The organism is Campylobacter sp. MIT 97-5078 (assembly GCF_006864455.1).
GTDB lineage: Bacteria > Campylobacterota > Campylobacteria > Campylobacterales > Campylobacteraceae > Campylobacter_D.
This window is the reverse complement of record NZ_QHLK01000004.1, coordinates 15,607-39,377: the sequence shown is the minus strand read 5'-3', so window position 1 is coordinate 39,377 and position 23,771 is coordinate 15,607. Positions and strand designations below refer to the sequence as shown.

The window sequence follows — 23,771 nt, the reverse complement described above, 5'->3', positions numbered from 1 at the left end:
AAGAGGAAAAAGATGAAATTTAAAAGAGGTATTTTGCTTGCTGCAACTGCAAATAGTGCTTTTACGCTTGGAGCGATGATGATCAATCTTTTAGAAATTATGCCAAAAAAGATTGATATTTTTTATATACTTTGTGATGATTTAAGTCCTAAGGATAAGCAAATTATGCTAAATTTAGCTACTGGGGGGGGGGGCTTTGCGTTAAGTTTATATCATTTACTCAACAAGATTTTTTAGCAAAACTTCGTTTTTATACCCCAACACTTTCTTTTAGCTTTAAACAACTCTTTATCAAACGTTGGACTCATATGGCTTTTGCTAGATTTGAAGCCTTAAATTTGCTTGATGAATGCAAAAACATAGTCTATCTTGACTTTGATTGTTTAATACTTAAAGATATTAGCGAGCTTTTTTCAAGCAAGGCTCAAATTTTAGCTGATCGTGGGCTTAATACCTTTAAAAATGAGTATTTTGAGGATAAGCGTATCATCCGCACCGGCATTTTAGTTTTTAATGATACGCTTAAAAATGCTCAAAAACTTTACGAAAGCTTTTATAAAATCATCATAAAACACTATCCAAAGGAATATTTTAACGATCAGTTTGCTTTTTCTCTTTTGGTGTATGAAAACAAGCTTAAGCTTAAATTTATAGATAAAAACAAATACATAGGGCAAATTTTTTATAGAGCAAGCAGAAATTCATCTATCATTCATGCCTATGGGAGTAAAAACCGCTTTTGGAATAATGCCTTATGTAAAAAAACTTGGCCTTTGTGGTGGGAGTATTATGAAAAGTGGCTTAAACTTGGCGGAAGTGTTTATACTGGCGGCATTGTTGCTTTTAATACCCAAAGTAAAGAAAGATTTCGTTTTCATCTTTCTTATAAGCTTGGTTATGCAGTTATAAGGCTTCACAAAAGCTTTTTTGGCTGGCTTCAAATGCCTTTTGTGCTTTTATACATACTTTTTCATCATAAAAAAGAGCGAAAAATTTACGATCAAGAACTTCAACAAAATGCAAATGCAAAGCTACCTAAACTAAGTGAATATGAAGACTTTGAACAAGGCTTAAAAGAAACGCAAACAAAGTCTTATAAAATAGGACAAAGGCTCATAAAAATCTTTCAATTTGATTTTTGAACTATATTTTTACACCCAAATATGCAAAAATAAAAAGTAAAAATGGCATAGAAAAAAAAGCAAGAATCACACCAAAAGCAAGCACGCTAATGGCTAGATTGCTATCAAGCTTGGCTTTAATAACCAAAATGCCAGCCAAAGTCATCGTCGGCATAGCTGATTCAAAGATTGCAACGATTAAAGAAGGTTTAAATTCTAAGTTAAACACAAGAGCTAAGCATATAAAAATCAATGGAGCAAAAAGCATTTTCGCACTCAAAACTAAAAGTGTGCTTTTGATACTTGATTTAATCGAGTTAAAACCTAGCCACAAGCCTATGGCAAATAAAGCTACAGGTGTAGCAGCATTACCAAAAAATCTAATAGGCTCAAAAATAAAACTTGGCAAAGGTATAATTTTAAGACAAAAGCCGAGTGCTAGGGCGATAAAAGGTGGAAAAAGAAAGACTTTTTTTAAATTTTGTATAAAACTCACTTTTTCATCACTTGCCAATGCAATGATAAAAGGTGCAAAAAGTGCCATGGGTAGGGCAGTAGCTAAGGCATCATAAAGTATAATCTCGCCTATAAATTGTTCTTCTTTATAAAAGGCTGAGATGATAGGAATTCCTATAAATAGAGTGTTTCCAAAAGAAGCAAGTAAAAACATACTCACTAAGGTTGCTTTTGAAAATTTGAACCAAAATCCTAGCAAAACACATAATAAACCAGCCAAGATACAAGAAAAAAGTCCCAAGCCTATATAAAAGATCAAAGAAAGATCAAAATTAAGATGATAAGTTTTATCAAATATCAAACAAGGCAAAGCAAAAGTAATGGTAAAATCCAAAAAAGCCCGAGATTGCTTTGCTTTAAGCACACGCAAGCGTTTAGCAACATAGCCACCCATAAGTAGCGCAAGTATAGTAAATAATGGATTAAAAATCAGCACAATTTATCCTTTTATAAAAAACAGAAAGGATTATACTATTTTTTTAAATAAAAGTATATTTTTACTTTGCACTTAAGGCAAATTTTATACAAAATAAAAGCTTGATTTGAGCCAAAGACTAAATCATAAGCTTTAATATAGTAAAAGAGCTTCTTTCATGGCTTTAATTATATTTGCATCTTTGGCCCCGTCTTTTAAACCAAAAAAAAGTTTAAAAGCAAAAATACCTTGCCATAAAAGCATATCAAGTCCGTCTTTGCATTCAAGTTTATTGTGTTTGCAAAGCTGTAAAAAGGGCGTTTGCTTGCCATAAATCACCTCAAAAGCATATCGAGCTTTTTTACAAAGTTCGTTAAGTAAATTTACTTCGCAAGGCAAACTCTCATCTTTAAGTCCAGCTGAAGTGGTATTGATGATAAGATCGTATTCTTGCACTTTGAGTTTGTCATAAGTGTAGTTCTCATAATTTTGAAAATGAAGCAATTTTTCTTTTGAACGATTTGCAACGCACACTTCAACGCCTTTTTGATCAAGCATAAAGGCTAAAGCTTTGGCTGTGCCACCAGCCCCTAAAATCAAAGCTTTTTTTATAATTGTGAAATTTTCTATAGCTTTTAAGAAACCTAAACCATCGGTATTATAAGCATAAATTTCTTTATTTTTTATAAGTAAGGTATTAGCCGAGCCAATTTTTAAGGCAAGATCATCTTTAAAATCAGCGATTTTTAAAGCCTCTTCTTTAAAGGGCAAAGTGATATTTGCTCCATAAAGTCCTAAAGCAAAAAGTGTATTTTTCAGTTCATTTTTATCGCACAAATGATAGCGAAGATACAAGCCATCAAGCTTTAAAGCTTTAATGGCGTTGTTGTGCATTCTAGGAGATTTTGAATGCACGATAGGATCGCCGATGACAGCTAAAAGACGTTTCATTTTACTTGGAAAGTAAAGGCGTCTTTTTTGATCTTTTCTCTGATCTTGCTAAGTTCGGCACTAAGTTCATCTTTTGAGAAAGGCCCTATAAGCACTCTTGTTACATCGTTATTATTGACTTTTGTTTTATAAAGCTTATATTCATAGCCATTTTGTTTGATGAGAGCGAGTTCTTTTGACTTTGGATCAAACTTAGACACTGAAAAAATTTGTATATAAGTCCCAGCACCGAGCTTGTCATCATTTGTCGTAGTTTTCACATCATCAAATAAGTCCTTAGGATCGGTAGCTACTGGTTTTGGTTCAGTTTTTGGCTTTGTTGTAGCTGTTGTGTTTGATTGAGTTTTGCTTGGTGGTGTTGGCTTTTTCTCTTCGGCAGAGGGTTTTGCTGTTGTTTGTGTTGGTTCTTGTGGTAGGGTAGTTGGAATTTCCGCTCTAGGCTCTTCTAAAGGTGGCATTGCAAAGCTTTGATTAGCTTCATTATCCGCACTTTCGTTTTGTTCAAGTCCTTGCATTCTATCTCTTAAAGCTTGAAATTGATCGTCTTCTATAGTTGAAGAGCTGATTGGAATTTGATCAAAAGTATTTGGATTTTGTTCGCTACTTGGTTCGCTCGGGAATATACTTTGAGAATTTTGTGCTTGGTTCGTGCTTTCATCGTTATTAATGAGCTTCATCACTATCATTACAATCAAAAATAAAATAACAAGAGCGATAACACGAAGTAGGATTTTTTTAATCTTTTCACTTTTGTTGTTTTTATCCAAGATGAGATCATCAAAACTATTTTTATTTTCCATATTTTTGCTCCTTTTACATATGTTTAGACCACGAAGAACCGCGTTCTTTACGATATACTTCGTAAGGTAAGATCATGATATTGTATTCTTTTGGCATATTTAAATTTGGAAATGCCCTCCATTCAGTTGGCATTTTGCTCGCAAAAAACGAAGAAAGCTTTGAAGCAAGCTGGCAACCTTCTGTAAAGGTTGTATGCCCTTTATGCACATAAAGATGCAAATGCCCAGGTGTTTTTGTTTTGTAAGCTGTAAAATTAATAAAGCCCTGTTCTCTTAAGATGAGTTGGGCTCTATGCCAAAATTTTTCAGCATTAAAGCCATTGTAATCAAAGACTATGTTTTCGACATGATTGTCTCTCGTGATGAGATCGTGAGCAATGATAATCTTGCCTTCCATATGATCTTTGATTAATTTTGAAGTTAAAGGAGCATCAATTCTTTCAAATTTATTGAAAAAATACTTACCCCGATGTTCAAATTTGTTGATTATATTATCTCGTTTTACAAAATAACGATCGTTAATTATCTTAATCAGTGATAAATCACTCATAGCAATCAAAATAAAGCCTTTGTATAGATGATAAATTGATGAGCTAGTTCCTTAAGCTCTTCTTTTATTTTAGCTTGTAAGGCGGTATTGTCAATATCATCTAAGACATCAGCGATTTTTTCTCCTACAAGCTGAATTTGTTGTTCTTTAAAGCCCCTTGCTGTAAGTGCTGGAGTGCCAAGTCTTAAGCCAGATGTGATAAAAGGGCTTCTTTTTTCTCCTGGAACTGTGTTTTTATTTGCAGTAATGCCAGCGTTTCCAAGTGCTATATCAGCGTCTTTTCCGCTAAACTCACGATCTAAAAAGCTCATTAATACAAGATGATTGTCAGTGCCATCGCTTACGAGTTTGTAATTTCTTTTCATCAGTGTTTGTGCTAGAGCTTTTGCATTATCCACCACTTGTTTAGCATAATTTTTCCACTCATCGCTAAGATTAAACTTAAAACCTACTGCTTTTGCAGCGATAACATGCATTAAAGGACCACCTTGAATACCTGGGAAAATAGCTGAATTTATCTTTTTAGCTATTTCTTCATCATTTGTCATTATGATGCCACCTCTTGGACCTCTTAAGGTTTTATGCGTAGTTGAGCTTACTACATGAGCATGAGGAAAAGGACTTGGATGAACCCCACCCACAACAAGCCCAGCAATATGAGCGATATCAGCAAACAAATACGCTCCAACCTCATCAGCAATTTCTCTAAACTTAGCAAAGTCAATCACCCTTGCATACGCACTTGCACCGCATACTATCATCTTAGGCTTTACTATGTGGGCGATTTGTCTAACTTTTTCATAATTTATACGCCCATCAAGCTCAACGCCGTAAAAAAAGCTCTCATAAACCTTACCAGATGAACTTACTTTAGCCCCATGCGTAAGGTGTCCGCCATGGCTTAAATCCATACCTAAAATCTTATCTCCGGGCTGAAGTAGTGCCATATATACGCCTTGATTTGCCTGCGAACCTGAATTTGGCTGCACATTTGCATACTGACAATTAAAAAGCTTTTTGCAACGCTCTATAGCTATATTTTCTATCTCATCGACAAATTCACAACCCCCATAATAACGCTTGCCCGGATAACCTTCAGCGTATTTGTTGGTAAGTATGCTACCCATAACCTCCATAACTTCAGGGAGGGTAAAATTCTCACTTGCTATCATCTCAAGATGATCGCATTGTCTTTGGAGTTCTTTGTTGGTAAGATCAAAAATTTCTTTATCAAAATGCTCTAAACTCATTTTTACTCCTTGATTTCTGATTTTAAGGGACGCATAGTTGGGAAAAGTATAACATCGCGAATTGATTTTTTGTTACTTAAAAGCATGACAAGCCTGTCAATCCCTATACCCTCGCCTGCAGTTGGTGGCATAGCATAGCCTAAAGCCTGCACAAAATCCTCATCCATCTCGCAAGCCTCATCATCACCCGCCTTTTTTGCTTCAATCTGCTTTAAAAATCTCTCATATTGATCCAAAGGATCATTAAGCTCATTAAAGCCATTGGCAAATTCTTTACCAGCGATGAAAAGCTCAAACCTTTCAGCAATTTGTGCATTTTCGTCACTTCTCCTTGAAAGAGGGCTTATAGAGATTGGAAAATGCGTGATAAAAGTTGGATTGATGAGCTTATTTTCCACGTAATGATCAAAAAGTTCGGCTTGTAAATAGCCTAAATCAAGCTTTTCATTGGCTTCAAAGCCATCTTGTTTGAGTTTGGTTAGAATTTTTTCTTTATCATTAATGAGCGCTTCATCTAAATCGCCATATTTTTTCAAGGCTTCTTTATAGCTTATCTTCTCAAAGGGTTTTGAAAAATCGATGATTTGCTCATCATATTCAAGCTTCGTGCCTAAATTCAACTCTTTTAAAAGCAAAGCAAAAAGTTCTTCAGTTAAGCTTATCAAATCCTCATAAGTATGATATGCCCAGTAAAACTCTATGGAGGTAAATTCAGGATTATGCGTAAGGTCCATGCCCTCATTTCTAAAGCAACGATTGATCTCAAAAACAGCCTCAAATCCCCCTACAACAAGCCTTTTAAGATAAAGTTCAGGTGCTATTCTTAAAAATCGTTCTACGCCCAAGGCATTATGATGAGTGATAAAAGGTTTTGCATTTGCCCCACCAGCAATAGGGTGCATCATAGGTGTTTCAACCTCTAAAAAGCCTTTATTTTCAAAAAAATGGCGGATCAAAGAGATGATTTTTGAACGCAAGATAAAGTCTTTTCTCACATTAGCATTCATAATCATATCAAGATATCTTTTGCGGTATCTTTGCTCTATATCAGTTAAACCATGAAATTTCTCAGGCAAAGGTGTAATAGCCTTAGCAGCAAGTTCTAACTCATCAACATGCAAGCTAAACTCGCCAGTTTTAGTTACAAAAGGATAGCCTTTAACAAGGATTATATCGCCTACTTCAAGGTTTTTCTTGATGAGATTATAATACTGCTCGCCCAAGCTGTCCTTATTAAAATAAATTTGAATGCGATCAAGTTCATCTTCAATATGAGCAAAAACAGACTTTCCAGCTATTCTTAAAAGTTTTAAACGACCGCTTATTACAACTTTTTGATTCTCATCTCTAGCTTGTTCGCTTTCCTTAACATAAGCAAATTTTTCTTTAAACTCGCTTATATTCAACTCTTTTTTAAGAGAGTGAGGATAAGGATTGATCCCATTTTTTCGTAGCTCCTCAGCCTTAGCTATCCTTTGTTGTTCTAAAACATTATCAAACATTAAAATTTCACTTTATATTGATTACAATCCTCGCAAATTCCATAAAGCTGCATCAAATGCCCTGTGAGCTTAAATTTATGCTCTTTAGCAATGAGCGCTTGTTGTCTTTCTACGGTTGGATTTTCAAATTCAACGATTTTGCCACAATTTTTACAGATAAGGTGATCGTGGTGAGGTTTATTAGCAAGTTCAAATTTCTTTCCGGCTGTACCAAAGGAGATGGAAGTAACAATCTCGGCTTCTTCAAGTAAATTTAAGGTTCTATAAACTGTTGCTATGCCGATATTTAAATCCGGTTCTTTAGCTTTTGCTTCCATATATAGAGCTTCAGGCGTGTAGTGCATATCACTATGATAGAGAATTTTTAATACAACTTCTCTTTGTCTTGTGTATTTAAGTCCGCTTTCTTTTAAAATCTTTTTAAATTTTTCGAGCAAAGCATCATACTCTATGTTTTCGATAAACATTGTTTTTCTCCTTAATTAATTTGTTTTTGTATCATTGGTGTCAAAACTTTGACTTACACTTTCAATACCTGCTTTTACTGAAGGTGCGTTCATGATGAAAGCACCGGTTTGTTCAAGCAAAGGTAAAGTATAACTTCCTTGAGTAAATTTGCGTAAGTTTTGATCTAGAAAACCTATTCTGCCGATACAAAAAAGCAAGATTGCAAAAATCAAAAAAACTTTCGCACTTCCAAAAAGGAAACCTCCTATTCGGTCTAAAATTCCTAAACCACTAAGTTTAATTAGCTTTGATACCACGCTTCCTATGATCAAACAAAGTATCCAAAAGATAAGCAAAACTGCTAAAAAGCCAATGAAAACGGCTAAGTCTTGATTTTGAATTTGATAAAAGCTTTTATCGATAAAAGCGGCTGTTTCTTGAGAGTATCTTGATGCGATAAGCACGCCACCCACAACACCTAAAAGCCCAAAAAATTCTTTTACAAGTCCATTAACAATACCCTTAAGTCCTAAGATAATGGTAAAAACAATGATAAATATATCAAACCAATAAATATGACTCATTTATCCCTCTTTATTATTATTCTATAATTTTTGGCACTATAAAAAAGCCATCTTGACATGATGGAGCGTGCGCAAACACTGCATCAATAACCTGCGAAGACTTTATCTCATCTTGTCTAAAAGGCGTTGCAACTTCGATTACGCTTGCTGTGCCTTGTATAGAATCAAGTTCAAGTTCGTTTAAAATTTCAACAAAACTTACGATCTCGCTCAGTTGTTCTATAGTTTCATTTTGCTTTTCAGTTGCTATTTCTAAGGCACTGAGTTTTTCAAGTTTATGAAGTAGTTCATTATCTATTTTCATAAGCAAACCTAAAATCAATATTTTTCTTATAATTATAACACAAAATTATCAAAATTTTAGGATATTTGTAATTTTTTAATGCTACAATTATGTTTTATTTTTGAGTTTAAAGGAAAAATATGGCTTTAAAAGATGATATAAAAGCGATCAAAACGGATTTAAGCACCGAAGAACAGATGATCGAAAACTTCATTAAAGGCGAACGATTTTTTAGAAAATATAAGTATTATATCTTAGCTTTAGTGCTTGCGTTAGCAGTTTATTTTGTTTATGATTATGTGAGTGCAATGATTTATGAAAAAAACACAAAAGCAAATAACGAAATTTATGCAAATTTAATGCAAGATCCAAACAATGCTCAAAACCTTGACTTGCTTAAAGAAAAAAATGCAAATTTATATGCTTTGTTTTTACTTGCTCATGAAAAAGATATGAGTGATTTTGAAGTAAGATTTGCGGAGCTTGAAAAACTAAAGCTTGATCCTTTATTAACCTCAATCTTAAAATCAGATTTAAATAATAGCACTTTTTTAAGAAATTATAACAAGCTTTTACAGGCTTTTGAATTGCTTGAAGAAGGCAAGATAGAACAGGCTCAACTTTTGCTTGCTCAAATTCCAGCGACTTCTGAATTAAGAGAGTTGGCAAATAATTTTAAGCATTATAAAGGCATAAAGTAGTGAAAAGCCTTTTTTTAGCTTTAAGTTTTATTTTGTTCTTTACGGCTTGTGGAACGAAGCGACAGTATTTTGAACCAGAAAGTATAGAGGCAAAATTAAGCTATGATGAAAAACTAAAATCAAGCATTATAGATAAAAATTTAAATTATGCGAAATTACGCAATAATCAAGTTCTTGACGCAAACGGCGTAATTGAAAATTTCAAGCTTGAAAAAGGCTATGAGCTTTTAAAACACGAAGCAGGCGAGTTTGTCATTGCAGATGCGAACGGAAATTTGAAGATCGTTGATGAAGCAGGCGAAGAGCTTTACGCGCATAAATTTGATGCCGCTGTTTTAAGTGTGGCTTTAGAAGGCGATGATTTAGCTCTTGTTTTGGCTGATAATACGCTTATTTTAGCCAACCGAAGTTTAGGTATAAAAATGAGTCAAGCTTTAACTCCAGCGCTCGCACAAGATTCACGTGTTGTGGCACCGTATTTTTTATCAAACATTATCGTGTATCCAAGTTTAGATGGTAAGCTTAATATCGTCGATAAAAACACACAAAAGATCATCAGAAGCGTGGTTGTAAGCAGTGAGGATTTTTTTAATAACATCATTTATTTTAAAATTTTTCACGATAAAATGATCGCTGCAACAGCAAAAAAGATCATTGTGGTAAGTGCTGAAAATACTTATTCTTTAGATGAAGATATTAAGAATGTGGATTTTGCAGATGATTTTATTTTTATCTTTGCGAAAAATGGTAACATTATCAAAACAGATTTGACTTTACAAAAGCTTGTTGAAAAAAAATTTAAATTCGCGATTTATAATGAGAGCGAAATATATAATGAACACTTATATGTTTTTGAAAAAACCGGCTATTTGATAAAAAGTGATTTAAACCTTGAAAATGTGAAAGTTTATAGGCTTAAAGGTGCGGTTGATGAGAAAGCTTTTATGAAGGAAGGTAGATTTTATTATTCTAATAAAATTTTAGATTTATTATGATAGAAGAATTTTGTGATTACTTAGGGCTTAAGTATATAAAAAATATCGATTTAAGTCAGCTAAGTAAAAAAAAGGTATATCGCTGCGCTTTAGCAAGCGAGTTTAAAGATGAAGATACCCTTGTTTTTTTAAACTTAGCTCAGGCAAGGTTTGTTTGCAAAGACGCTTTATTTTTATTTGAACTTAAGTTGAAACTTATCCAGCATTATCAACACATTCAAAATTGTATTATTTTTATCAAAGCCCCTTTATGCTCAAAAGCAAAAAAGCTACTTGATGAAAGGCAGATAAAACACTATGCTTTTGTGTGATATAGGCAACTCAAGTGCGAGCTTTTTAGATGATAATAAGTATCACAGCCTTAGTCTTGATGAGTTTGTGAATTTTCAAAGTGAAAAGAAGGTTTTTTATATCAGCGTTAATGATAGGCTTAAAGAACTTATGAAACAAAAAGCTCATTTTGTCAATCTTGAGCCTTATTTTAAATTTGACACTATTTATAAGGGCTTAGGCATTGATAGAATCGCTGCTTGTTATACTATAGAAGATGGTGTAGTCGTTGATGTAGGTAGTGCTATAAGTGTAGATATAATGTCAAATCGTATGCACTTAGGAGGCTTTATCCTGCCCGGTATTGCAAGCTATAGAAAAGCTTATGCTGAAATTTCCCCACGTTTAAAATGTGAGCTCAATACTCAACTTCGTTTAGATGCTTTTCCACAACGAACTATTGATGCTTTAAGCTATGGGGTATTTAAAGGAATTTGCTTGCTTATAGAAAATGCTACGCACCAGCAAAAGCTTTATTTTACTGGTGGAGATGGGCAGTTTTTGGCGAATTTTTTTGAAAAGGCGATTTATGATAAATTACTTGTATTTAGAGGAATGAAAAAGGTTATTGAGGAAAACCCACAGCTTTTGCATTAAAAAATGATAAGGAAAAAAAATGAAAGAATTTGATGTCATCGTTATTGGTGCTGGAATTTCAGGTGCGGCTTTGTTTTATGAGCTTGCAAGATATACAGATATTAAAAACATTGCATTGCTTGAGAAATACAACGCTCCAGCAACGCTTAATAGTAAGGCTACGAGCAATTCCCAAACCATTCATTGCGGAGATATAGAGACAAATTATAGTGCTCAAAAAGCAGCCAAGGTAAAGCCAAATGCTGATATGGTCGTAAAATATGCCCTTAAAGAAAAAGAAAAAGGCAATCTTTTTGTATATTCACACCAAAAAATGGTGCTTGCTGTTGGCGATGAAGAATGTGAATATCTTACAAATCGTTACGAAGAATTTAAAAGTTTGTATCCTTACGCACAATTTTTTGACAAAACTCAGCTTAAAAAGCTTGAACCAAAAGTTGTGCTTGGTAAAGATGGGGTAAAAGATAGAAGTGAAAACATAGTCGCTATGGGTGCTGAAGCTGGTAAGTCTTATACAACCATTGATTTTGGTAAGATGAGTGAAAGTTTGGTAAAAAATGCCACACAGGAGAATAAAAATACTTTTGTTGCCTTTAATCAAGAAGTGATTAAGCTTGAGAAAAAAGATGGTTATTTTTATATTTTTACTAAAAATTATCAAGAATACAGAGCAAAAGCTATAGTGGTAAATGCTGGAGCGCACTCCTTATATCTTGCGCATAAAATGGGCGTTGGGCTTGATAAGTCTTGTTGGCCTGTAGCTGGAAGCTTTTATTTAACCAAACAAAAGCTTTTAAATGGTAAGGTTTATACAGTGCAAAATCCAAAACTTCCTTTTGCAGCTTTGCATGGTGATCCAGATATTATGGCTGATATGAATACCCGCTTTGGACCTACTGCACTTGTGATTCCAAAACTTGAGCGATACAGAGGCTTAAAGTCTATGCCTGAATTTTTTGAAGCCTTAAAATTTGACAAAATAGTTGCAAAAGTAAGCCTTGATATGCTTAAGGATAAAGATGTGAGAAATTATATTTTTTATAATTATTTATATGAGATTCCAATGCTTAACAAACAATTATTTGCAAAAAAAATAGGTAAAATTATACCGAGTTTAAAACCAGAAGATATTTATTATGCACATGGTTTTGGTGGCGTGCGTCCTCAAGTGATTGATAAAACAAAAGGCGAATTGCTTTTAGGCGAAGCAAGTATCAATGACATAGAAGGCATTATTTTTAACATGACTCCAAGTCCGGGTGCAACAAGTTGCCTAGGTAATGCTAAAAAAGATACTTTAAGCGTGTGTGAGTATTTAGGCGCAAAGTTTGATGAGGATAAATTTCAAAGCGAGTTAGTGTAGTCTTTTTGTTTCCAAAATATGTTATGATATGAAAAAATCAAGGATAAATGATGATTAAAAAAACAAAGATTGTCGCAACCGTTGGACCAGCTAGTCAAAGCAAAGAAGTGTTAAAGCAAATGATCATCAACGGGGTAAATGTTTTTCGTCTTAATTTCTCGCATGGCACGCACGAATATCACCAAAACAACCTTAGCACCATTCGAGAAGTTGCTAAAGAGCTTGGTGTAAGAGTGGGAATTTTACAAGATATTAGCGGACCAAAGATAAGAACCTTAGAGCTTAAAGAACCTTTTGAGCTTAAAAGTGGCGATAGGCTTGATTTTTATAAAGAACACATCATTGGCGAAAAAATAACGCCAAATCACTACAAACTAGGCATAAACCACCCAGAAATTCTTAATATGCTAAAAATTGGCGAATATATCTATCTTTATGATGGTAGCATTAGGGCTATAGTTGTGAAAATCAGTAATGATAAGATAGAAAGCGTGATAGAAAATGACGGCTTTTTAAGCTCAAATAAGGGTATAAATTTCCCAGATACTCGTATTAATATCGATGTGATTACGACTAAAGATAAGGACGATTTGCTTTGGGGGATTGAAAACAATGTGGATTTTTTAGCCATATCTTTTGTTCAAAATGCTCATGATATAGATGAAGTAAAGCAAATTCTAGCACAAAATAATGCTAAAATAGCTATATTTGCCAAGATAGAAAAATTTGACGCTGTAGAAAATATCGACGAGATCATCAAGATAAGTGATGGCATAATGGTAGCAAGAGGCGATCTTGGTATAGAAGTGCCGTATTTTAAAGTCCCAAACATACAAAAACAAATCATTTTTAAAGCAAATCAAGCCAGTAAGCCCGTCATCACAGCAACTCAAATGCTCTTTTCTTTGGCAAAAACCAAAAATGCTACAAGAGCTGAAATTTCAGATGTAGCAAATGCTGTTTTAGACGGCACTGATGCGGTAATGCTTAGCGAAGAAAGTGCAGTAGGCATAGATCCAGCAAATGCTGTAGATATCATGGCAAAAACGATTATAGAAACTGAGAAGAATTACCCTTATAATAAATTTAGTATTTTTGATGACTTTGATGAAACAGATATTATGATGCGTTCGAGTGTTCATCTTGCAAGGGATTTAAATGCTAATGCTCTTATCGCTCTTACAAGTAGTGGAAAAAGCGCCATTAAAATGGCAAGGTATCGTCCAAATGCAAATATTATCGCCGCAGCACACAGCGAAAAAACCTTGAATTTTTTAAGCATAGTTTGGGGTGTGAATGCTGAAGTTTTTGTTGATGGAGATAAGAGGGATTTAACAGATCTTATAAAAGATGTAGTAGATGCAAGCTTTAAACAAGGATTTATCGACAAAGATAAAACTTATATCCTTACAGCTGGCTTTCCAACCGGCGTTGAAGGCTCGTGCAATCTTATTCGTTTGCTCAAAAAAGAGCAAATTGAGTATTATTTAAAGCGAGTTTCACCTTTTTGAGCGTAAAACCTTAAAAATTCATTAATTTATCTTGATTTTAAAGCTTTCTTTGTTAAAATTTGCTCTTTTTAGAAGGTGTGTATGAAAAATAATATAGACGAAAATGTAGATTTGGATTTAGAAAGAGCAATTTTAAGTTCTTGCTTGTATAGTGAGGATTCTTATGCGAGTATTGCTGGGGATATTGAGCCAGGTGATTTTAGCTTTAAGCCTCATCAGGATATATTCAAGGCCTTTGTAGCATGCGTGAGTGCAAATGATCCTATAAGTTCAAGTTTTGTAAAAAAGCACGGCAGGATTGATGAGAATGTATTTAATGAAGTGCTTTCTACTACAGCTATAGTTGATGTTGTTAAATACGCTCACGAACTTCGTGAAAAATCTATCAAAAGACAGCTTTTAAATTTTGCTCACACCATACCTTCAAAGATCAACTCAAACAAAGCCGTATCACAAATCACTGATGAATTAAATAAAGAAATTTTTAACCTTACAAACCGCGTTAATAGTGCTGATATAAAAGATATGCAAGCAGTTTTAAGCGAGCTTTTAGAAGAATTTAAAAAGCAAAAGCAAAGCGAACATAGAGAAATTTTAGGGCTTGATACAGGTTTTTCTGATTTAAATAAAATGATAAAAGGCTTTAAAGATGGTGATCTTATCATCGTTGCAGCAAGACCGGGTATGGGTAAAACAACGATTTGCTTAAATTTCATCGAAAAGGCGTTAAGAGAAGATCAAGGCGTGGTGTTTTTCTCTCTTGAAATGCCAGCTACTCAGATCATGCAACGATTGCTTTCAGCCAAAACTTCCATTCCTCTTCAAAGGCTTTTGATTGCGGATTTAAATGATGATGAATGGAGCAGGGTAAGTGATGCTTGTAATGAGTATTCAAAGAAAAACTTTTATATTTATGATAGCGGATATGCAAGTATCACGGATATTAGAGCTGTTTTAAGAAAGTTAAAATCAAACGATGAGAGTATCAAGCTTTGCGTGGTGGATTATATAGGCTTGATGATGAGTAATTCAGGCTTTAAAGATAGACATTTGCAAGTGAGTGAAATTTCAAGAGGCTTAAAACTTCTTGCAAGAGAACTTGATATGCCTGTCATCGCTCTTTCTCAACTTAATAGAAGTCTTGAAAGTAGAGCAAATAAACGCCCAATGCTCAGTGATTTGCGTGAAAGTGGAGCTATAGAACAGGACGCAGATACTATACTTTTTGTGTATAGAGATGAAGTGTATAGAGAGCAAGAAGAAAAAGAAAGAGAAAATAAAGCAAAGGCTGAAGACAAGGAATATATCAGGAAATTTATCCCACACCCTTTTGAAGAAAAAGCAGAACTTATAGTAGGTAAAAATAGAAATGGACCTACAGGCACGGTTGAGCTTGTTTTTTATAAAGAAAGATCAAGTTTTGCTCAAGCTCCTAAGAAAGAATTTATATCAAAGAGTTTTGAAGAATGAATTTGGATTGTTAGGATTTATTCTTTTTTTACGAAAGAATGATTATAATATTTTTATTTTATTAAGGGGCGATGATGAAATTAAGTGAGATAGCGGAGTTTTTGGGACTTGAGTTTAAGGGCGAGGATTTAGAGATCAAGGCTTTAAATTCGCTTTCAAGGGCAAGTTTTGATGAATTGAGTTATTGTGATAGCGATAAAAATGCTAAGAATATTGCTCATTGCGGAGCTGGAGCGATTATAGTCGGCAAAAAGCATGAAAATTTAGTGCCAAAAGATATGCAAAAGCTCATCAGTGCTGATCCTCAGCTTTCTTTTGCGTATTTGAGCAAGCTGTATGCAAAGCCTTTAATATCGAGTGAAAAAAAGCCAAATACAATCGCTAAAAGTGCCATCATAATGCCAAATGTGTATTTAGGAAGTGGTGTAAATATAGGTGAAAATGTCGTGATTATGGCAGGAGCATATATAGGCGATAATGTCAGCATAGGTGATTTTAGTGTAATCCACCCAAATGTAGTTATTTATAATGATAGCCAAATCGGTAAAAAATGCCATTTGCTCGCAAACTGCGTTATAGGAAGTGATGGTTTTGGTTATGCTCACAATAATGCTGGAGAGCATTATAAAATTTATCATAATGGCAATGTGATTTTAGAAGATTTTGTTGAGATTGGGGCTTGCACAAGCATTGATAGAGCTGTGTTTGAAAGCACTATTATTAAAGCTGGGACTAAGGTTGATAATCTCGTTCAAATAGGACATAACTGCATTATCGGTAAAAACTGCATTATCGTAGCTCAAACAGGAATTTCTGGCTCAAGCGAACTTGGACAAAATGTCATTATGGGCGGACAAAGTGCGACAAGCGGACATCTTAAGATAGGCGATTTTACCACTATTGCTGCACGAGGTGGGGTAAGCAAGAGCTTAGAAGGAGGCAGGGTGTATGGAGGTTTTCCTATCATGCTTCAAAAAGATTGGCTTAAATTTCAAGCCAAGCTTGCAAATTTGTTTTACAAAGATTTAAAAACAAAAGAATAGATAAAATAAAAAATTTGTGTTTTTACAAAGTTTTAGTAAAAATTTGTTACAATCTTAAGAAATTTCATTTTTTGCTAGGAAAAGATTATGAAACACATCAAAAAGATAGCCAAACTTACCATGATAGCAGGACTTAGTGCGGTTGCGGCTGGAGCTTTGACAGCTTGCAATGATGGAGGAACTAGGGCAGAGGATATGAGCCAAAATACCCAGCAAGGTGCTTTTGTCATCATAGAAGAGGTTGCAAAAGGCGAGTATAAGATCAAAGAACAATTCCCAAGTGCTGAAACTAGAGTGGTTTTACAGCAGCTTGATGGCACTGAAAGAGTGCTTACTAAAGCAGAAATGGATGCCTTGCTTAAACAAGAAGAGGCTAAAATTGATAATGGCACTTCAAAACTTACTCAAGAAAATGCTCAAATGAGTGGAGGCGGTTTAAGTCTAGGAGAAGCCTTACTTGCTAGTGCAGCTGGAGCGATCATAGGCTCTTGGATAGGCTCAAAACTTTTTAATAACCAAAATTTTGCCAACAATCAAAGAGGAGCTTTTTCAAATCAAAGTGCCTATCAAAGAAGTATGAATAGTTTTAACAGTCAAAGCACAAGAGCTGGATCAAGCTCAAGATCAGGCTTTTTTGGAGGTGGTTCAAAGGCAGCAAGTTCAAGTAGCTTTGGCTCTTAAATTTAAAAAGATGAGGTAAGAATGAATTTTTTAAAAGTAAAAGCCCTTGAAAAAAGTTATTTAGAAAGCATAGGTTTTAGCTGGCATACTGATAATGATGGCAGTGAGTATCTTTCAAATGAGCTAGTGCAAGTAAGTCAAAAAGAAGTAAATGCTTATTATGAAGCGGTAAATGAGCTTTATGATATGGTTGTTGCTGCAGCTCAAGAAGTGATTGATGAGAACCGCTTTGATGAGTTAGGTATCCCTTTTAGTTTAATTGATGCCATTAAGATGAGTTGGGAAAATGAGGTGCATTGGCATTTGTATTCTCGTTTTGATCTAGCTGGCGGGCTTGATAATAAGCCTATCAAGCTTATAGAGTTTAACGCTGATACTCCAACCAGCCTTTTTGAAACAGCGATTTTGCAATGGGCGATTTTAAAACAAAATGCTCTTGATGAAAGCTTGCAATTTAACAGCCTTTATGAAAGTTTGATGGATAATTTTAAACGCCTTGTTACCCTTGAAGAAAGCGTTGAGGGCTTTGAGCAGTATTATCAGGGCTGGAAAATCCTTTTTTCAAGCATAGCTGGTTCTCATGAAGATGAGATCACCACTAAGCTTTTAGCTCATATTGCTAAAGAAGCTGGCTTTGAGAGTGATTTTAGCTTTATTGATGAGGTGGAGTTTAGCCCTGAAGGCATTTTTAAAAATGGCATAAATTTTGAATACTTCTTTAAGCTTATTCCTTGGGAAAATATAGCCATAGAAGAAGGCGAGCTAGCCATGCTTTTAACTCAAATCATGCAAAATCAAAAGGCGATTATTTTAAATCCAGCCTATACCTTACTTTTTCAAAGCAAGGGTATTTTAAAAGTGCTATGGGAACTTTATCCAAACCATCCTTTGCTTTTAGAAACTAGCGATAAGCCTTTAGTGGGTAAAAAATGCGTTAAAAAACCTGTTTTTGGTAGAGAAGGAGCAAATATAAGCATAATAGAAGCTGATGGTTCAGTAAGCTTTGAAACAAAGGGAACTTATACAAATAATAAATTCGTCTATCAAGAATTTGTTGAATTTAACGAACATGAGGGGCAAAAATACCAAGCCGGTGTATTTTTTGCCTATGATGGCTGTGGTTTAGGTTTTAGAAAAGGTGGCTTAGTGCTTGATAATTTTGCTAAATTTGTAGGACATATCATAAAGGCATAAAAATTAAAGGAGATAAAATGAAAATAGTTTGTTTAGACGCCCTTACTTTGGGCGAGGTTGATTTAAGTGCTTTTAGGGACTTTGGCGAATTTGTAAGTTATGATCTTACAAGCAAAGATGAGGTGATACAAAGGCTAAAAGGAGCTGACGTAGCTGTGGTAAATAAAGTTGTTATCGATGAAGAAGTGATTGATAATACAAGCTTAAAACTCATCTTAGAAACAGCCACAGGTACGAACAATATCGCTGTAGAATATGCCAAAAGTAAAGATATAGTGGTAAAAAATGTAGCAGGGTATTCTACCTCAAGTGTTACTCAGCATACCTTTGCCTTGCTTTTTGCCTTTTTAAATCATATAGTGTATTATGATCATTTTAGCAAGAGTGGTGCTTGGTGTAAGAGTCCTATTTTTACGGATTTTTCCCGTATTATTCATACCCTTGAGGGAAAGAATTATGGCATTATAGGGCTTGGCACCATAGGAAAGCAGGTTGCAAATGTAGCTCAAAGCTTCGGAGCAAAGGTTTTTTATCATTCTACAACAGGGGCGAATTTAAAGGCTGATTTTACTCATCTTAGTCTTGAAGATTTGCTTAAAACTTGTGATATTATCAGTATTCATGCCCCGCTTAACGAAAAGACAAAAAAGCTTATTTCACAAAAAGAGCTTGAACTCATGAAAGAAAAAGCTATTTTGATCAATGTAGGACGCGGTGGCATAGTTGATGAAGAAGCTTTAGCCCTTGTGCTTGATAAAAAAGATATAAGAGTAGGGCTTGATGTGCTTGAAAATGAGCCTATGAGGGCAAATCATCCGCTTTTAAAGATCAAAGCTAAAGAAAAACTCATCATCACACCTCATATAGCCTTTGCAAGTGCTGAAGCTATGAAAAAACTTATAGAAATGGTGCTTGAGAATTTAAAGGAGTTTATAAAAAATGGCAAATGAGCATAGTTTTGATATAAGTGCAGCTATTGATAGCGGAGAGCTTAAAAACGCCCTAGAGCAAGCTAAAAAAGAACTTGAAAGCAGATATGATTTAAAGGGCATAAAGGCTGAGTTTGAGCTTGATGAAAAGCTTGGACTTTTTAAAATCTCTTCTTCAAGTGAAGGCAAACTTGATACCTTAAAAGATATGCTTATTTCAAAGCTCATTAAAAGGGGCATTAACGCTACTGCTATTAAAGAAAAAAGTAGAGAAAGTGGAGCTTTAGCAAGGTTAAGTTTGGAAGTGGTTTCTAGCATAGATAGTGAAAATACCAAAAAAATCAACAAAGCAATTAAAGATAGCAAGCTTAAGGTAAGCTCTCAAATCAGAGGCGAGGAAATTCGAGTGAGTGCCAAGCAAATTGATGATTTGCAAGCTGTGATGAAACTTGTTAAAGAGCTGAATTTAGAGCTTAGTTTAAGCTTTAAAAATTTAAAATAAAGTCTAAATTTTGAGATTTTTTGTCATTTTATTAGGCTTTTTTTTACTAAGCTGTTCTGCACCTTTTCAAAAAGGAAAATCCACGCCTGTGTATGTAAGCTTAAAGATACAAGGTTTAAGAAATGCTGATTTTGGTTTTTTGTATGAAAAACAAAAGGGCGTGAATTTAGAGCTTTATAAACTTGCCCAGGTGCTTTTAAGGCTTAAGATAGAGGATAAAATTTGCTTAGAACAAGCTTGCTTTGAGAAAAAAACCTTTAATCAAAGATACTTAGGGCAGGCTTATTATGATGATTTTTTAGAAGATATTTTGCGTTTTAAGCCTCTTTTTGAGGGTAAGAATTTAATACAAAACGCTTGTGGTTTTAGTCAAAATTTACTCAATATAAATTATGATATAAGCTATCAAGTTTGTGATAAAGAATTGCTCTTTATAGAAAAGAAAAACAATATAAGGCTAAGCATTAAAAAGGTTGATAATGAATGATTTAAAAGAGTTTTTAAACAAAAAAAATATTACAGAAACGCAACTCTTTAAAAAACTTAAATGCAGTGAAAATGAGGCTTTGATCTTAAGAGAACTTTGTAAAAACTATGTGCAGGCAAACTCAAGCACCAGTGCTTTTAGCGTGCTTTTTACTCTTTTTGGGGATTCTTCTTTTTCGCATTTAGATCATTTAGAAGAGCTAAAGCACCTTATAGAGCTTGGTTTTATCACTCAAAGTATGAGTGCTTTTAAAAGCACTGATTCAAGGGCTTTAAGAGCTTCAATGCTCTATTTACTTCAAACTGAGCTGAGTTTAAGTGAGCTTTTTTTGCATTTTATCGAAGAAAAAAGCGTGCTTGATATGTCTAAAAAAGACGCTTATGGCGATTATTTGGAGTATTTAAAAGATGAATTTGAGCGTATTGAGCTTTATGCAAGGCTAAATTTTAACTTAAAATATCAAAATGATGAGCTTAAAAACACCATAAAAGTTTATGAAAAGCATATCAAAGAACGTCTTAAACATAGCAAATTTTACAATGTTTTGGCTGAAATTTTTAAAGAATATGGCTTAAACGAAAAAGAGCAAATCATCTTCATCGCCCTTTTAAAAGAAGAATACAGCATCAATGATGAAAACTCAAATGCAAGGGATTTAAATTCCTTACTTTTACTCATCAGCAACTCTGAACTTGAAAGACTTAAAAATAAAGCCTTATTTGATGAAAACTCAAAACTTATGGAAAAAAATCTTATTGATTATGATGAGTTTTTAAGTCCTTTTGGAGATATTAGTAAAAGTTTTTATCTAAGTGAAAACATTTTACAACGCATCATTGACTTTAAAGAGCCAAGCAAAAACACTAAGATAAGACTAGAAAGCGTTGTAAAAGAACAAGATATATTTGAGCTAATCGAGCCAAACACTGATATAAACGATGTTATCATGCCTATAAAAACAAAGGAGCTTTTAGAAAATATCTTAAAACAACAAGATAAAAAGGTGCTTGAACGCTTGAGTTCTTGGGGTATAAAAAGCTCTAAAAACATAGAAGCAAAGATCATTTTTTACGGACCTGCTGGAACGGGTAAAACGATGTCGGCTTTAAGCCTTGCAAAGTCTATGAAAAAGGCGGTTTTAAGCTTTGATTGTTCTAAAATTTTAAGCAAATATGTGGGCGAAAGTGAGCAAAATGTAAGAAAAATTTTTGATACTTATAATAAAATTGCCCAAAATTGCAAGCAAAGTCCTATTTTACTTTTAAATGAAGCTGATCAGTTTTTAAGCACGAGAATTGAAAGTAGCAGTGGGGCTGATAAAATGCACAATCAAATGCAAAATATTTTCCTAGAGCAAATAGAGCGATTTAGTGGAGTAATCATAGCTACGACAAATTTCTTAGAAAGCCTAGATAGTGCCTTTTCAAGAAGGTTTGAGTATAAGATAGAATTTAAAAAGCCAGACTTTACTCAAAGACTTTTAATCTGGCAAAAATCCCTACCTAAAAATGCCGAATTTGACAAAGAATTTAGCGTCAATGTGCTAGCAAATTATGAACTTAGCGGTGCTCAAATCATCATGGTGATTAAAAACACAGCCTTAAAAGCAGCCATTTCAAAAGAGGGTATTTTCAAAATGCAAGATTTTTTAGAAAGCATACACAAAGAATTAAGCTCAAGTTTTGATAAAAACAAAATCGTAGGTTTTGGAGCTTAGGAAGTTTTTTGTAAAGTCTTAATTAATTAAAAAAGTTTCTTGATAGCTCCTAAAACTTCAGCTTTTATCTGCGTTAAGTCTTGCAAACTTTTACAATCTACCAAACCAATATGATGATCAATCCTTACCAAAGCTTCTTTTTCAAGTTCTTCTTGCATAGCTTTTTGCACTTTTTGAGCATTGTGCCCCCCCACCATTTTTTTTTGCAAGATGAGTTTTCACCTAAAAAATCGCTCTTGAAAACACAAAGGTAGCTTTTCTAAAATTTCCCTCTGTTTAAATTCTGTTTTTGCCACATTACTTGAGTTTGATAAGACATAAAAGGCATATCAGCTAAGATGAAAGCATTTTAAACAAACATAAAAATAAAAATTTTACTATTTTTTGTGTATAATAAAATAAATTCAAATAAACAAAGGAGAAAATATGAAAAAAGAACTTGAAATTTTAAGCACAAGGTATTCGTGCCGTGATTTTTCAGATGCTAAGCTTTCAAGTGAGGATTTAAGGCAAATTTTAGAGATCGCCAGGTTAAGCCCTAGCAGTCTTGGGCTTGAGCCTTGGAAATTTATCTTGACTGAGGATAGAGTGAAGTTACAAGAACTTGCACAAATTGCAAATAAACAAATTCACGTAGCTCAAGCAGCAGCTGTTATCATTATCGTTTCAAGGCTTGATTTTTCTCAGTATTTTGAAAGTAAGTTAAGAAAAAGAAAGATGAGCGAAGGTGAGCTAAATATGCGTTTAAAAACTTATAAACCTTTCTTAGATGGTATGAACGAGGCTCAAAAGCTTGCTTATGCTAGAGAGCAAGCTCATATCGCACTTGCAAGCATACTTTATGCGGCAAATGCTTTGAATATAGGCACTTGCACCATAGGGGGTTTTGATAAAAAAGCTTTAAACGATTATCTTAAGCTTGATACAAATAAAGAGCAAGCCAGCCTTATGATCGCACTTGGCAAAAAAGCTAGCACACAAATTCCAGAAAAAACGCGTTTTGATTTTGATGAAGTGGTGCGTTTTTTATAAATTTTTGATATTTTTATCCTAAAATCCAGCAAAAGTCTTGAAATCTAAGCATTGAAAGACTTTTAAAAGGCTAGATTTTTTACTTGAGTATTTACTTTATCAAAGTAATTTTTTGTATTTTCTTTCAAAGTCTTTTAGAATGGGCTTGTTATCAAAATAAAACAATTTTTATATACAATAAAAAACTAATCAAGAGTAAATTAATCCTTAAGAAAACTTTAAATAAAGTTAATGTATGATTAACAAAAATCTTATCAAAAAAAGGAGGGTGCTTGGAAAAATTAGATAAAAATGAAAGCTCTAGTAGCATTTTTAGCATTTTTCTTGTTTTGCTTTTTGTGTTTTTTGCGTTAGGATTTTATACCTTTTATAATGCAAAAGGAATCTCGTATTTTTCAAACGCAAGCGAAGCCTGTAATAACTGCCACATTATGAATGATGTGTATGCTGATTACTTAAAAGCTCCACACTCAAAGAAAATCGCAGGAGAGCCAAGAGCAAGCTGTAATGATTGTCATTTGCCACATAGTTTTGTTGATAAATGGATCGCTAAGGCTGAAAGTGGTGTAGGACATGCCTACGCTTTTACTTTTAAACTCAATGATTTGCCAGCAAATTTAAGTGCGAATGAAAAAAGCAAAGCTATGGTGCAGGACAATTGCGTAAGGTGTCATGCTGATTATGTTAGCGTCGTGATTAACGCTACGACCAATCCACACAAAGACAATACTCTTAAATGCGTATCTTGTCATGCAGGTGTCGGTCACAAAAGAGGATTTTAAACTTACAAGGAGGAATGA

Annotated in this window: 28 protein-coding genes; 18 read left to right on the top strand and 10 right to left on the bottom strand. The window is 34.0% G+C overall.

Features of this window, described 5'->3' with window-relative positions:
- The first annotated feature begins 12 nt into the window (after positions 1-12).
- Both DMB91_RS03020 and DMB91_RS03015 read left to right on the top strand, forming a co-directional pair.
- Positions 13-237, top strand: coding sequence for a hypothetical protein (locus DMB91_RS03020; RefSeq protein WP_034902389.1), 225 nt, complete (start codon positions 13-15; stop codon positions 235-237).
- Entirely contained in the window at positions 210-1,142 is a 933-nt protein-coding gene (locus DMB91_RS03015) for a glycosyltransferase (RefSeq protein WP_143116801.1), read from the top strand. Before DMB91_RS03020 ends, DMB91_RS03015 begins: the two co-directional genes overlap by 28 nt.
- Position 1,143: 1 nt before the next feature.
- Here the strand turns inward: DMB91_RS03015 and DMB91_RS03010 are convergent, their stop codons facing one another.
- The 9 genes from DMB91_RS03010 to gatC all read right to left on the bottom strand — a co-directional run bounded on the left by DMB91_RS03010 (position 1,144) and on the right by gatC (position 8,440).
- Positions 1,144-2,073: an AEC family transporter gene (locus DMB91_RS03010; RefSeq protein WP_034902386.1), complete on the bottom strand. Its 930-nt coding sequence runs from the start codon at positions 2,071-2,073 to the stop codon at positions 1,144-1,146.
- A 132-nt stretch (positions 2,074-2,205) separates the two neighbouring features.
- Complete coding sequence (locus DMB91_RS03005; RefSeq protein ID WP_034902383.1) at positions 2,206-3,003, bottom strand: shikimate dehydrogenase; 798 nt, start codon at positions 3,001-3,003, stop codon at positions 2,206-2,208.
- Entirely contained in the window at positions 3,000-3,803 is an 804-nt protein-coding gene (locus DMB91_RS03000; protein ID WP_034902380.1) for an SPOR domain-containing protein, read from the bottom strand. Before DMB91_RS03000 ends, DMB91_RS03005 begins: the two co-directional genes overlap by 4 nt.
- A gap of 13 nt (positions 3,804-3,816) precedes the next feature.
- Positions 3,817-4,362, bottom strand: coding sequence for a DUF1882 domain-containing protein (locus DMB91_RS02995; protein ID WP_081946884.1), 546 nt, complete (start codon positions 4,360-4,362; stop codon positions 3,817-3,819).
- A complete protein-coding gene (locus DMB91_RS02990) occupies positions 4,359-5,603 on the bottom strand; it encodes a serine hydroxymethyltransferase (RefSeq protein WP_034902378.1) in 1,245 nt (414 codons plus the stop codon). The genes DMB91_RS02995 and DMB91_RS02990 overlap by 4 nt, the downstream gene beginning before the upstream one ends.
- A 2-nt stretch (positions 5,604-5,605) precedes the next feature.
- Positions 5,606-7,105, bottom strand: coding sequence for a lysine--tRNA ligase (gene lysS / locus DMB91_RS02985; RefSeq protein WP_034902375.1), 1,500 nt, complete (start codon positions 7,103-7,105; stop codon positions 5,606-5,608).
- Positions 7,105-7,572: a Fur family transcriptional regulator gene (locus DMB91_RS02980; protein ID WP_034902371.1), complete on the bottom strand. Its 468-nt coding sequence runs from the start codon at positions 7,570-7,572 to the stop codon at positions 7,105-7,107. The genes lysS and DMB91_RS02980 overlap by 1 nt, the downstream gene beginning before the upstream one ends.
- Positions 7,573-7,587: 15 nt before the next feature.
- The gene (locus tag DMB91_RS02975) at positions 7,588-8,136 is read right to left on the bottom strand and encodes a CvpA family protein (protein WP_034902368.1); all 549 of its coding nucleotides are present in this window, start codon (positions 8,134-8,136) and stop codon (positions 7,588-7,590) included.
- A gap of 16 nt (positions 8,137-8,152) precedes the next feature.
- Entirely contained in the window at positions 8,153-8,440 is a 288-nt protein-coding gene (gene gatC / locus DMB91_RS02970) for an Asp-tRNA(Asn)/Glu-tRNA(Gln) amidotransferase subunit GatC (protein ID WP_034903570.1), read from the bottom strand.
- Between the two features lie 119 nt (positions 8,441-8,559).
- On the opposite strand from gatC, the gene DMB91_RS02965 reads away from it, so the two are divergent.
- From DMB91_RS02965 to DMB91_RS02900, 14 genes are all read left to right on the top strand, one after another.
- On the top strand, positions 8,560-9,120 hold the full coding sequence (locus DMB91_RS02965; RefSeq protein WP_034902365.1) for a hypothetical protein: 561 nt from the start codon (positions 8,560-8,562) through the stop codon (positions 9,118-9,120).
- On the top strand, positions 9,120-10,115 hold the full coding sequence (locus DMB91_RS02960) for a hypothetical protein (RefSeq protein ID WP_034902362.1): 996 nt from the start codon (positions 9,120-9,122) through the stop codon (positions 10,113-10,115). Before DMB91_RS02965 ends, DMB91_RS02960 begins: the two co-directional genes overlap by 1 nt.
- Complete coding sequence (locus DMB91_RS02955; protein WP_034902359.1) at positions 10,112-10,426, top strand: hypothetical protein; 315 nt, start codon at positions 10,112-10,114, stop codon at positions 10,424-10,426. The genes DMB91_RS02960 and DMB91_RS02955 overlap by 4 nt, the downstream gene beginning before the upstream one ends.
- On the top strand, positions 10,413-11,042 hold the full coding sequence (locus tag DMB91_RS02950; protein ID WP_034902356.1) for a type III pantothenate kinase: 630 nt from the start codon (positions 10,413-10,415) through the stop codon (positions 11,040-11,042). The genes DMB91_RS02955 and DMB91_RS02950 overlap by 14 nt, the downstream gene beginning before the upstream one ends.
- A gap of 19 nt (positions 11,043-11,061) precedes the next feature.
- Entirely contained in the window at positions 11,062-12,405 is a 1,344-nt protein-coding gene (locus DMB91_RS02945; RefSeq protein ID WP_034902353.1) for an FAD-dependent oxidoreductase, read from the top strand.
- Positions 12,406-12,455: 50 nt separating this feature from the next.
- Positions 12,456-13,916: a pyruvate kinase gene (gene pyk / locus DMB91_RS02940; RefSeq protein ID WP_034902350.1), complete on the top strand. Its 1,461-nt coding sequence runs from the start codon at positions 12,456-12,458 to the stop codon at positions 13,914-13,916.
- An 81-nt stretch (positions 13,917-13,997) separates the two neighbouring features.
- Positions 13,998-15,386: a replicative DNA helicase gene (locus DMB91_RS02935; protein WP_034902347.1), complete on the top strand. Its 1,389-nt coding sequence runs from the start codon at positions 13,998-14,000 to the stop codon at positions 15,384-15,386.
- A gap of 74 nt (positions 15,387-15,460) precedes the next feature.
- Positions 15,461-16,429 (top strand): UDP-3-O-(3-hydroxymyristoyl)glucosamine N-acyltransferase, encoded by a 969-nt coding sequence (gene lpxD, locus DMB91_RS02930; RefSeq protein WP_034902344.1) that lies wholly within the window; start codon positions 15,461-15,463, stop codon positions 16,427-16,429.
- Between the two features lie 87 nt (positions 16,430-16,516).
- Positions 16,517-17,110, top strand: a complete 594-nt coding sequence (locus DMB91_RS02925) for a UPF0323 family lipoprotein (RefSeq protein WP_034902341.1) — start codon at positions 16,517-16,519, stop codon at positions 17,108-17,110.
- A 21-nt stretch (positions 17,111-17,131) separates the two neighbouring features.
- On the top strand, positions 17,132-18,304 hold the full coding sequence (locus tag DMB91_RS02920; RefSeq protein WP_034902338.1) for a glutathionylspermidine synthase family protein: 1,173 nt from the start codon (positions 17,132-17,134) through the stop codon (positions 18,302-18,304).
- Between the two features lie 17 nt (positions 18,305-18,321).
- Entirely contained in the window at positions 18,322-19,254 is a 933-nt protein-coding gene (locus DMB91_RS02915) for a D-2-hydroxyacid dehydrogenase (RefSeq protein WP_034902335.1), read from the top strand.
- A complete protein-coding gene (locus DMB91_RS02910) occupies positions 19,244-19,735 on the top strand; it encodes a YajQ family cyclic di-GMP-binding protein (protein WP_034902331.1) in 492 nt (163 codons plus the stop codon). Before DMB91_RS02915 ends, DMB91_RS02910 begins: the two co-directional genes overlap by 11 nt.
- 10 nt (positions 19,736-19,745) lie before the next feature.
- Positions 19,746-20,222 carry a hypothetical protein gene (locus DMB91_RS02905; RefSeq protein WP_052043124.1) on the top strand — a complete coding sequence of 159 codons (477 nt, stop codon included), beginning with the start codon at positions 19,746-19,748 and terminating at the stop codon, positions 20,220-20,222.
- On the top strand, positions 20,215-21,939 hold the full coding sequence (locus DMB91_RS02900; protein ID WP_034902326.1) for an ATP-binding protein: 1,725 nt from the start codon (positions 20,215-20,217) through the stop codon (positions 21,937-21,939). The genes DMB91_RS02905 and DMB91_RS02900 overlap by 8 nt, the downstream gene beginning before the upstream one ends.
- Positions 21,940-21,965: 26 nt before the next feature.
- Here DMB91_RS02900 and DMB91_RS02895 read toward each other — a convergent pair whose 3' ends face one another.
- Entirely contained in the window at positions 21,966-22,148 is a 183-nt protein-coding gene (locus DMB91_RS02895; protein ID WP_034902322.1) for a hypothetical protein, read from the bottom strand.
- A 217-nt stretch (positions 22,149-22,365) separates the two neighbouring features.
- On the opposite strand from DMB91_RS02895, the gene DMB91_RS02890 reads away from it, so the two are divergent.
- Positions 22,366-22,971, top strand: coding sequence for a nitroreductase family protein (locus DMB91_RS02890; protein ID WP_034902320.1), 606 nt, complete (start codon positions 22,366-22,368; stop codon positions 22,969-22,971).
- 308 nt (positions 22,972-23,279) lie between these two features.
- Complete coding sequence (gene nrfH, locus DMB91_RS02885; protein ID WP_409513462.1) at positions 23,280-23,753, top strand: cytochrome c nitrite reductase small subunit; 474 nt, start codon at positions 23,280-23,282, stop codon at positions 23,751-23,753.
- Positions 23,754-23,771: the final 18 nt, after the last annotated feature.

Bases quoted from the DNA above. Each gene is read 5' to 3' on its own strand.
- DMB91_RS03020 (WP_034902389.1), top strand. From the start codon at position 13: ATGAAATTTAAAAGAGGTATTTTGCTTGCTGCAACTGCAAATAGTGCT.
- DMB91_RS03005 (WP_034902383.1), bottom strand. From the start codon at position 3,003: ATGAAACGTCTTTTAGCTGTCATCGGCGATCCTATCGTGCATTCAAAA.
- DMB91_RS03000 (WP_034902380.1), bottom strand. From the start codon at position 3,803: ATGGAAAATAAAAATAGTTTTGATGATCTCATCTTGGATAAAAACAAC.
- DMB91_RS02990 (WP_034902378.1), bottom strand. From the start codon at position 5,603: ATGAGTTTAGAGCATTTTGATAAAGAAATTTTTGATCTTACCAACAAA.
- lysS (WP_034902375.1), bottom strand. From the start codon at position 7,105: ATGTTTGATAATGTTTTAGAACAACAAAGGATAGCTAAGGCTGAGGAG.
- DMB91_RS02980 (WP_034902371.1), bottom strand. From the start codon at position 7,572: ATGTTTATCGAAAACATAGAGTATGATGCTTTGCTCGAAAAATTTAAA.
- DMB91_RS02975 (WP_034902368.1), bottom strand. From the start codon at position 8,136: ATGAGTCATATTTATTGGTTTGATATATTTATCATTGTTTTTACCATT.
- gatC (WP_034903570.1), bottom strand. From the start codon at position 8,440: ATGAAAATAGATAATGAACTACTTCATAAACTTGAAAAACTCAGTGCC.
- DMB91_RS02965 (WP_034902365.1), top strand. From the start codon at position 8,560: ATGGCTTTAAAAGATGATATAAAAGCGATCAAAACGGATTTAAGCACC.
- DMB91_RS02955 (WP_034902359.1), top strand. From the start codon at position 10,112: ATGATAGAAGAATTTTGTGATTACTTAGGGCTTAAGTATATAAAAAAT.
- DMB91_RS02950 (WP_034902356.1), top strand. From the start codon at position 10,413: ATGCTTTTGTGTGATATAGGCAACTCAAGTGCGAGCTTTTTAGATGAT.
- DMB91_RS02945 (WP_034902353.1), top strand. From the start codon at position 11,062: ATGAAAGAATTTGATGTCATCGTTATTGGTGCTGGAATTTCAGGTGCG.
- pyk (WP_034902350.1), top strand. From the start codon at position 12,456: ATGATTAAAAAAACAAAGATTGTCGCAACCGTTGGACCAGCTAGTCAA.
- DMB91_RS02935 (WP_034902347.1), top strand. From the start codon at position 13,998: ATGAAAAATAATATAGACGAAAATGTAGATTTGGATTTAGAAAGAGCA.
- lpxD (WP_034902344.1), top strand. From the start codon at position 15,461: ATGAAATTAAGTGAGATAGCGGAGTTTTTGGGACTTGAGTTTAAGGGC.
- DMB91_RS02925 (WP_034902341.1), top strand. From the start codon at position 16,517: ATGAAACACATCAAAAAGATAGCCAAACTTACCATGATAGCAGGACTT.
- DMB91_RS02920 (WP_034902338.1), top strand. From the start codon at position 17,132: ATGAATTTTTTAAAAGTAAAAGCCCTTGAAAAAAGTTATTTAGAAAGC.
- DMB91_RS02915 (WP_034902335.1), top strand. From the start codon at position 18,322: ATGAAAATAGTTTGTTTAGACGCCCTTACTTTGGGCGAGGTTGATTTA.
- DMB91_RS02910 (WP_034902331.1), top strand. From the start codon at position 19,244: ATGGCAAATGAGCATAGTTTTGATATAAGTGCAGCTATTGATAGCGGA.
- DMB91_RS02900 (WP_034902326.1), top strand. From the start codon at position 20,215: ATGAATGATTTAAAAGAGTTTTTAAACAAAAAAAATATTACAGAAACG.
- DMB91_RS02890 (WP_034902320.1), top strand. From the start codon at position 22,366: ATGAAAAAAGAACTTGAAATTTTAAGCACAAGGTATTCGTGCCGTGAT.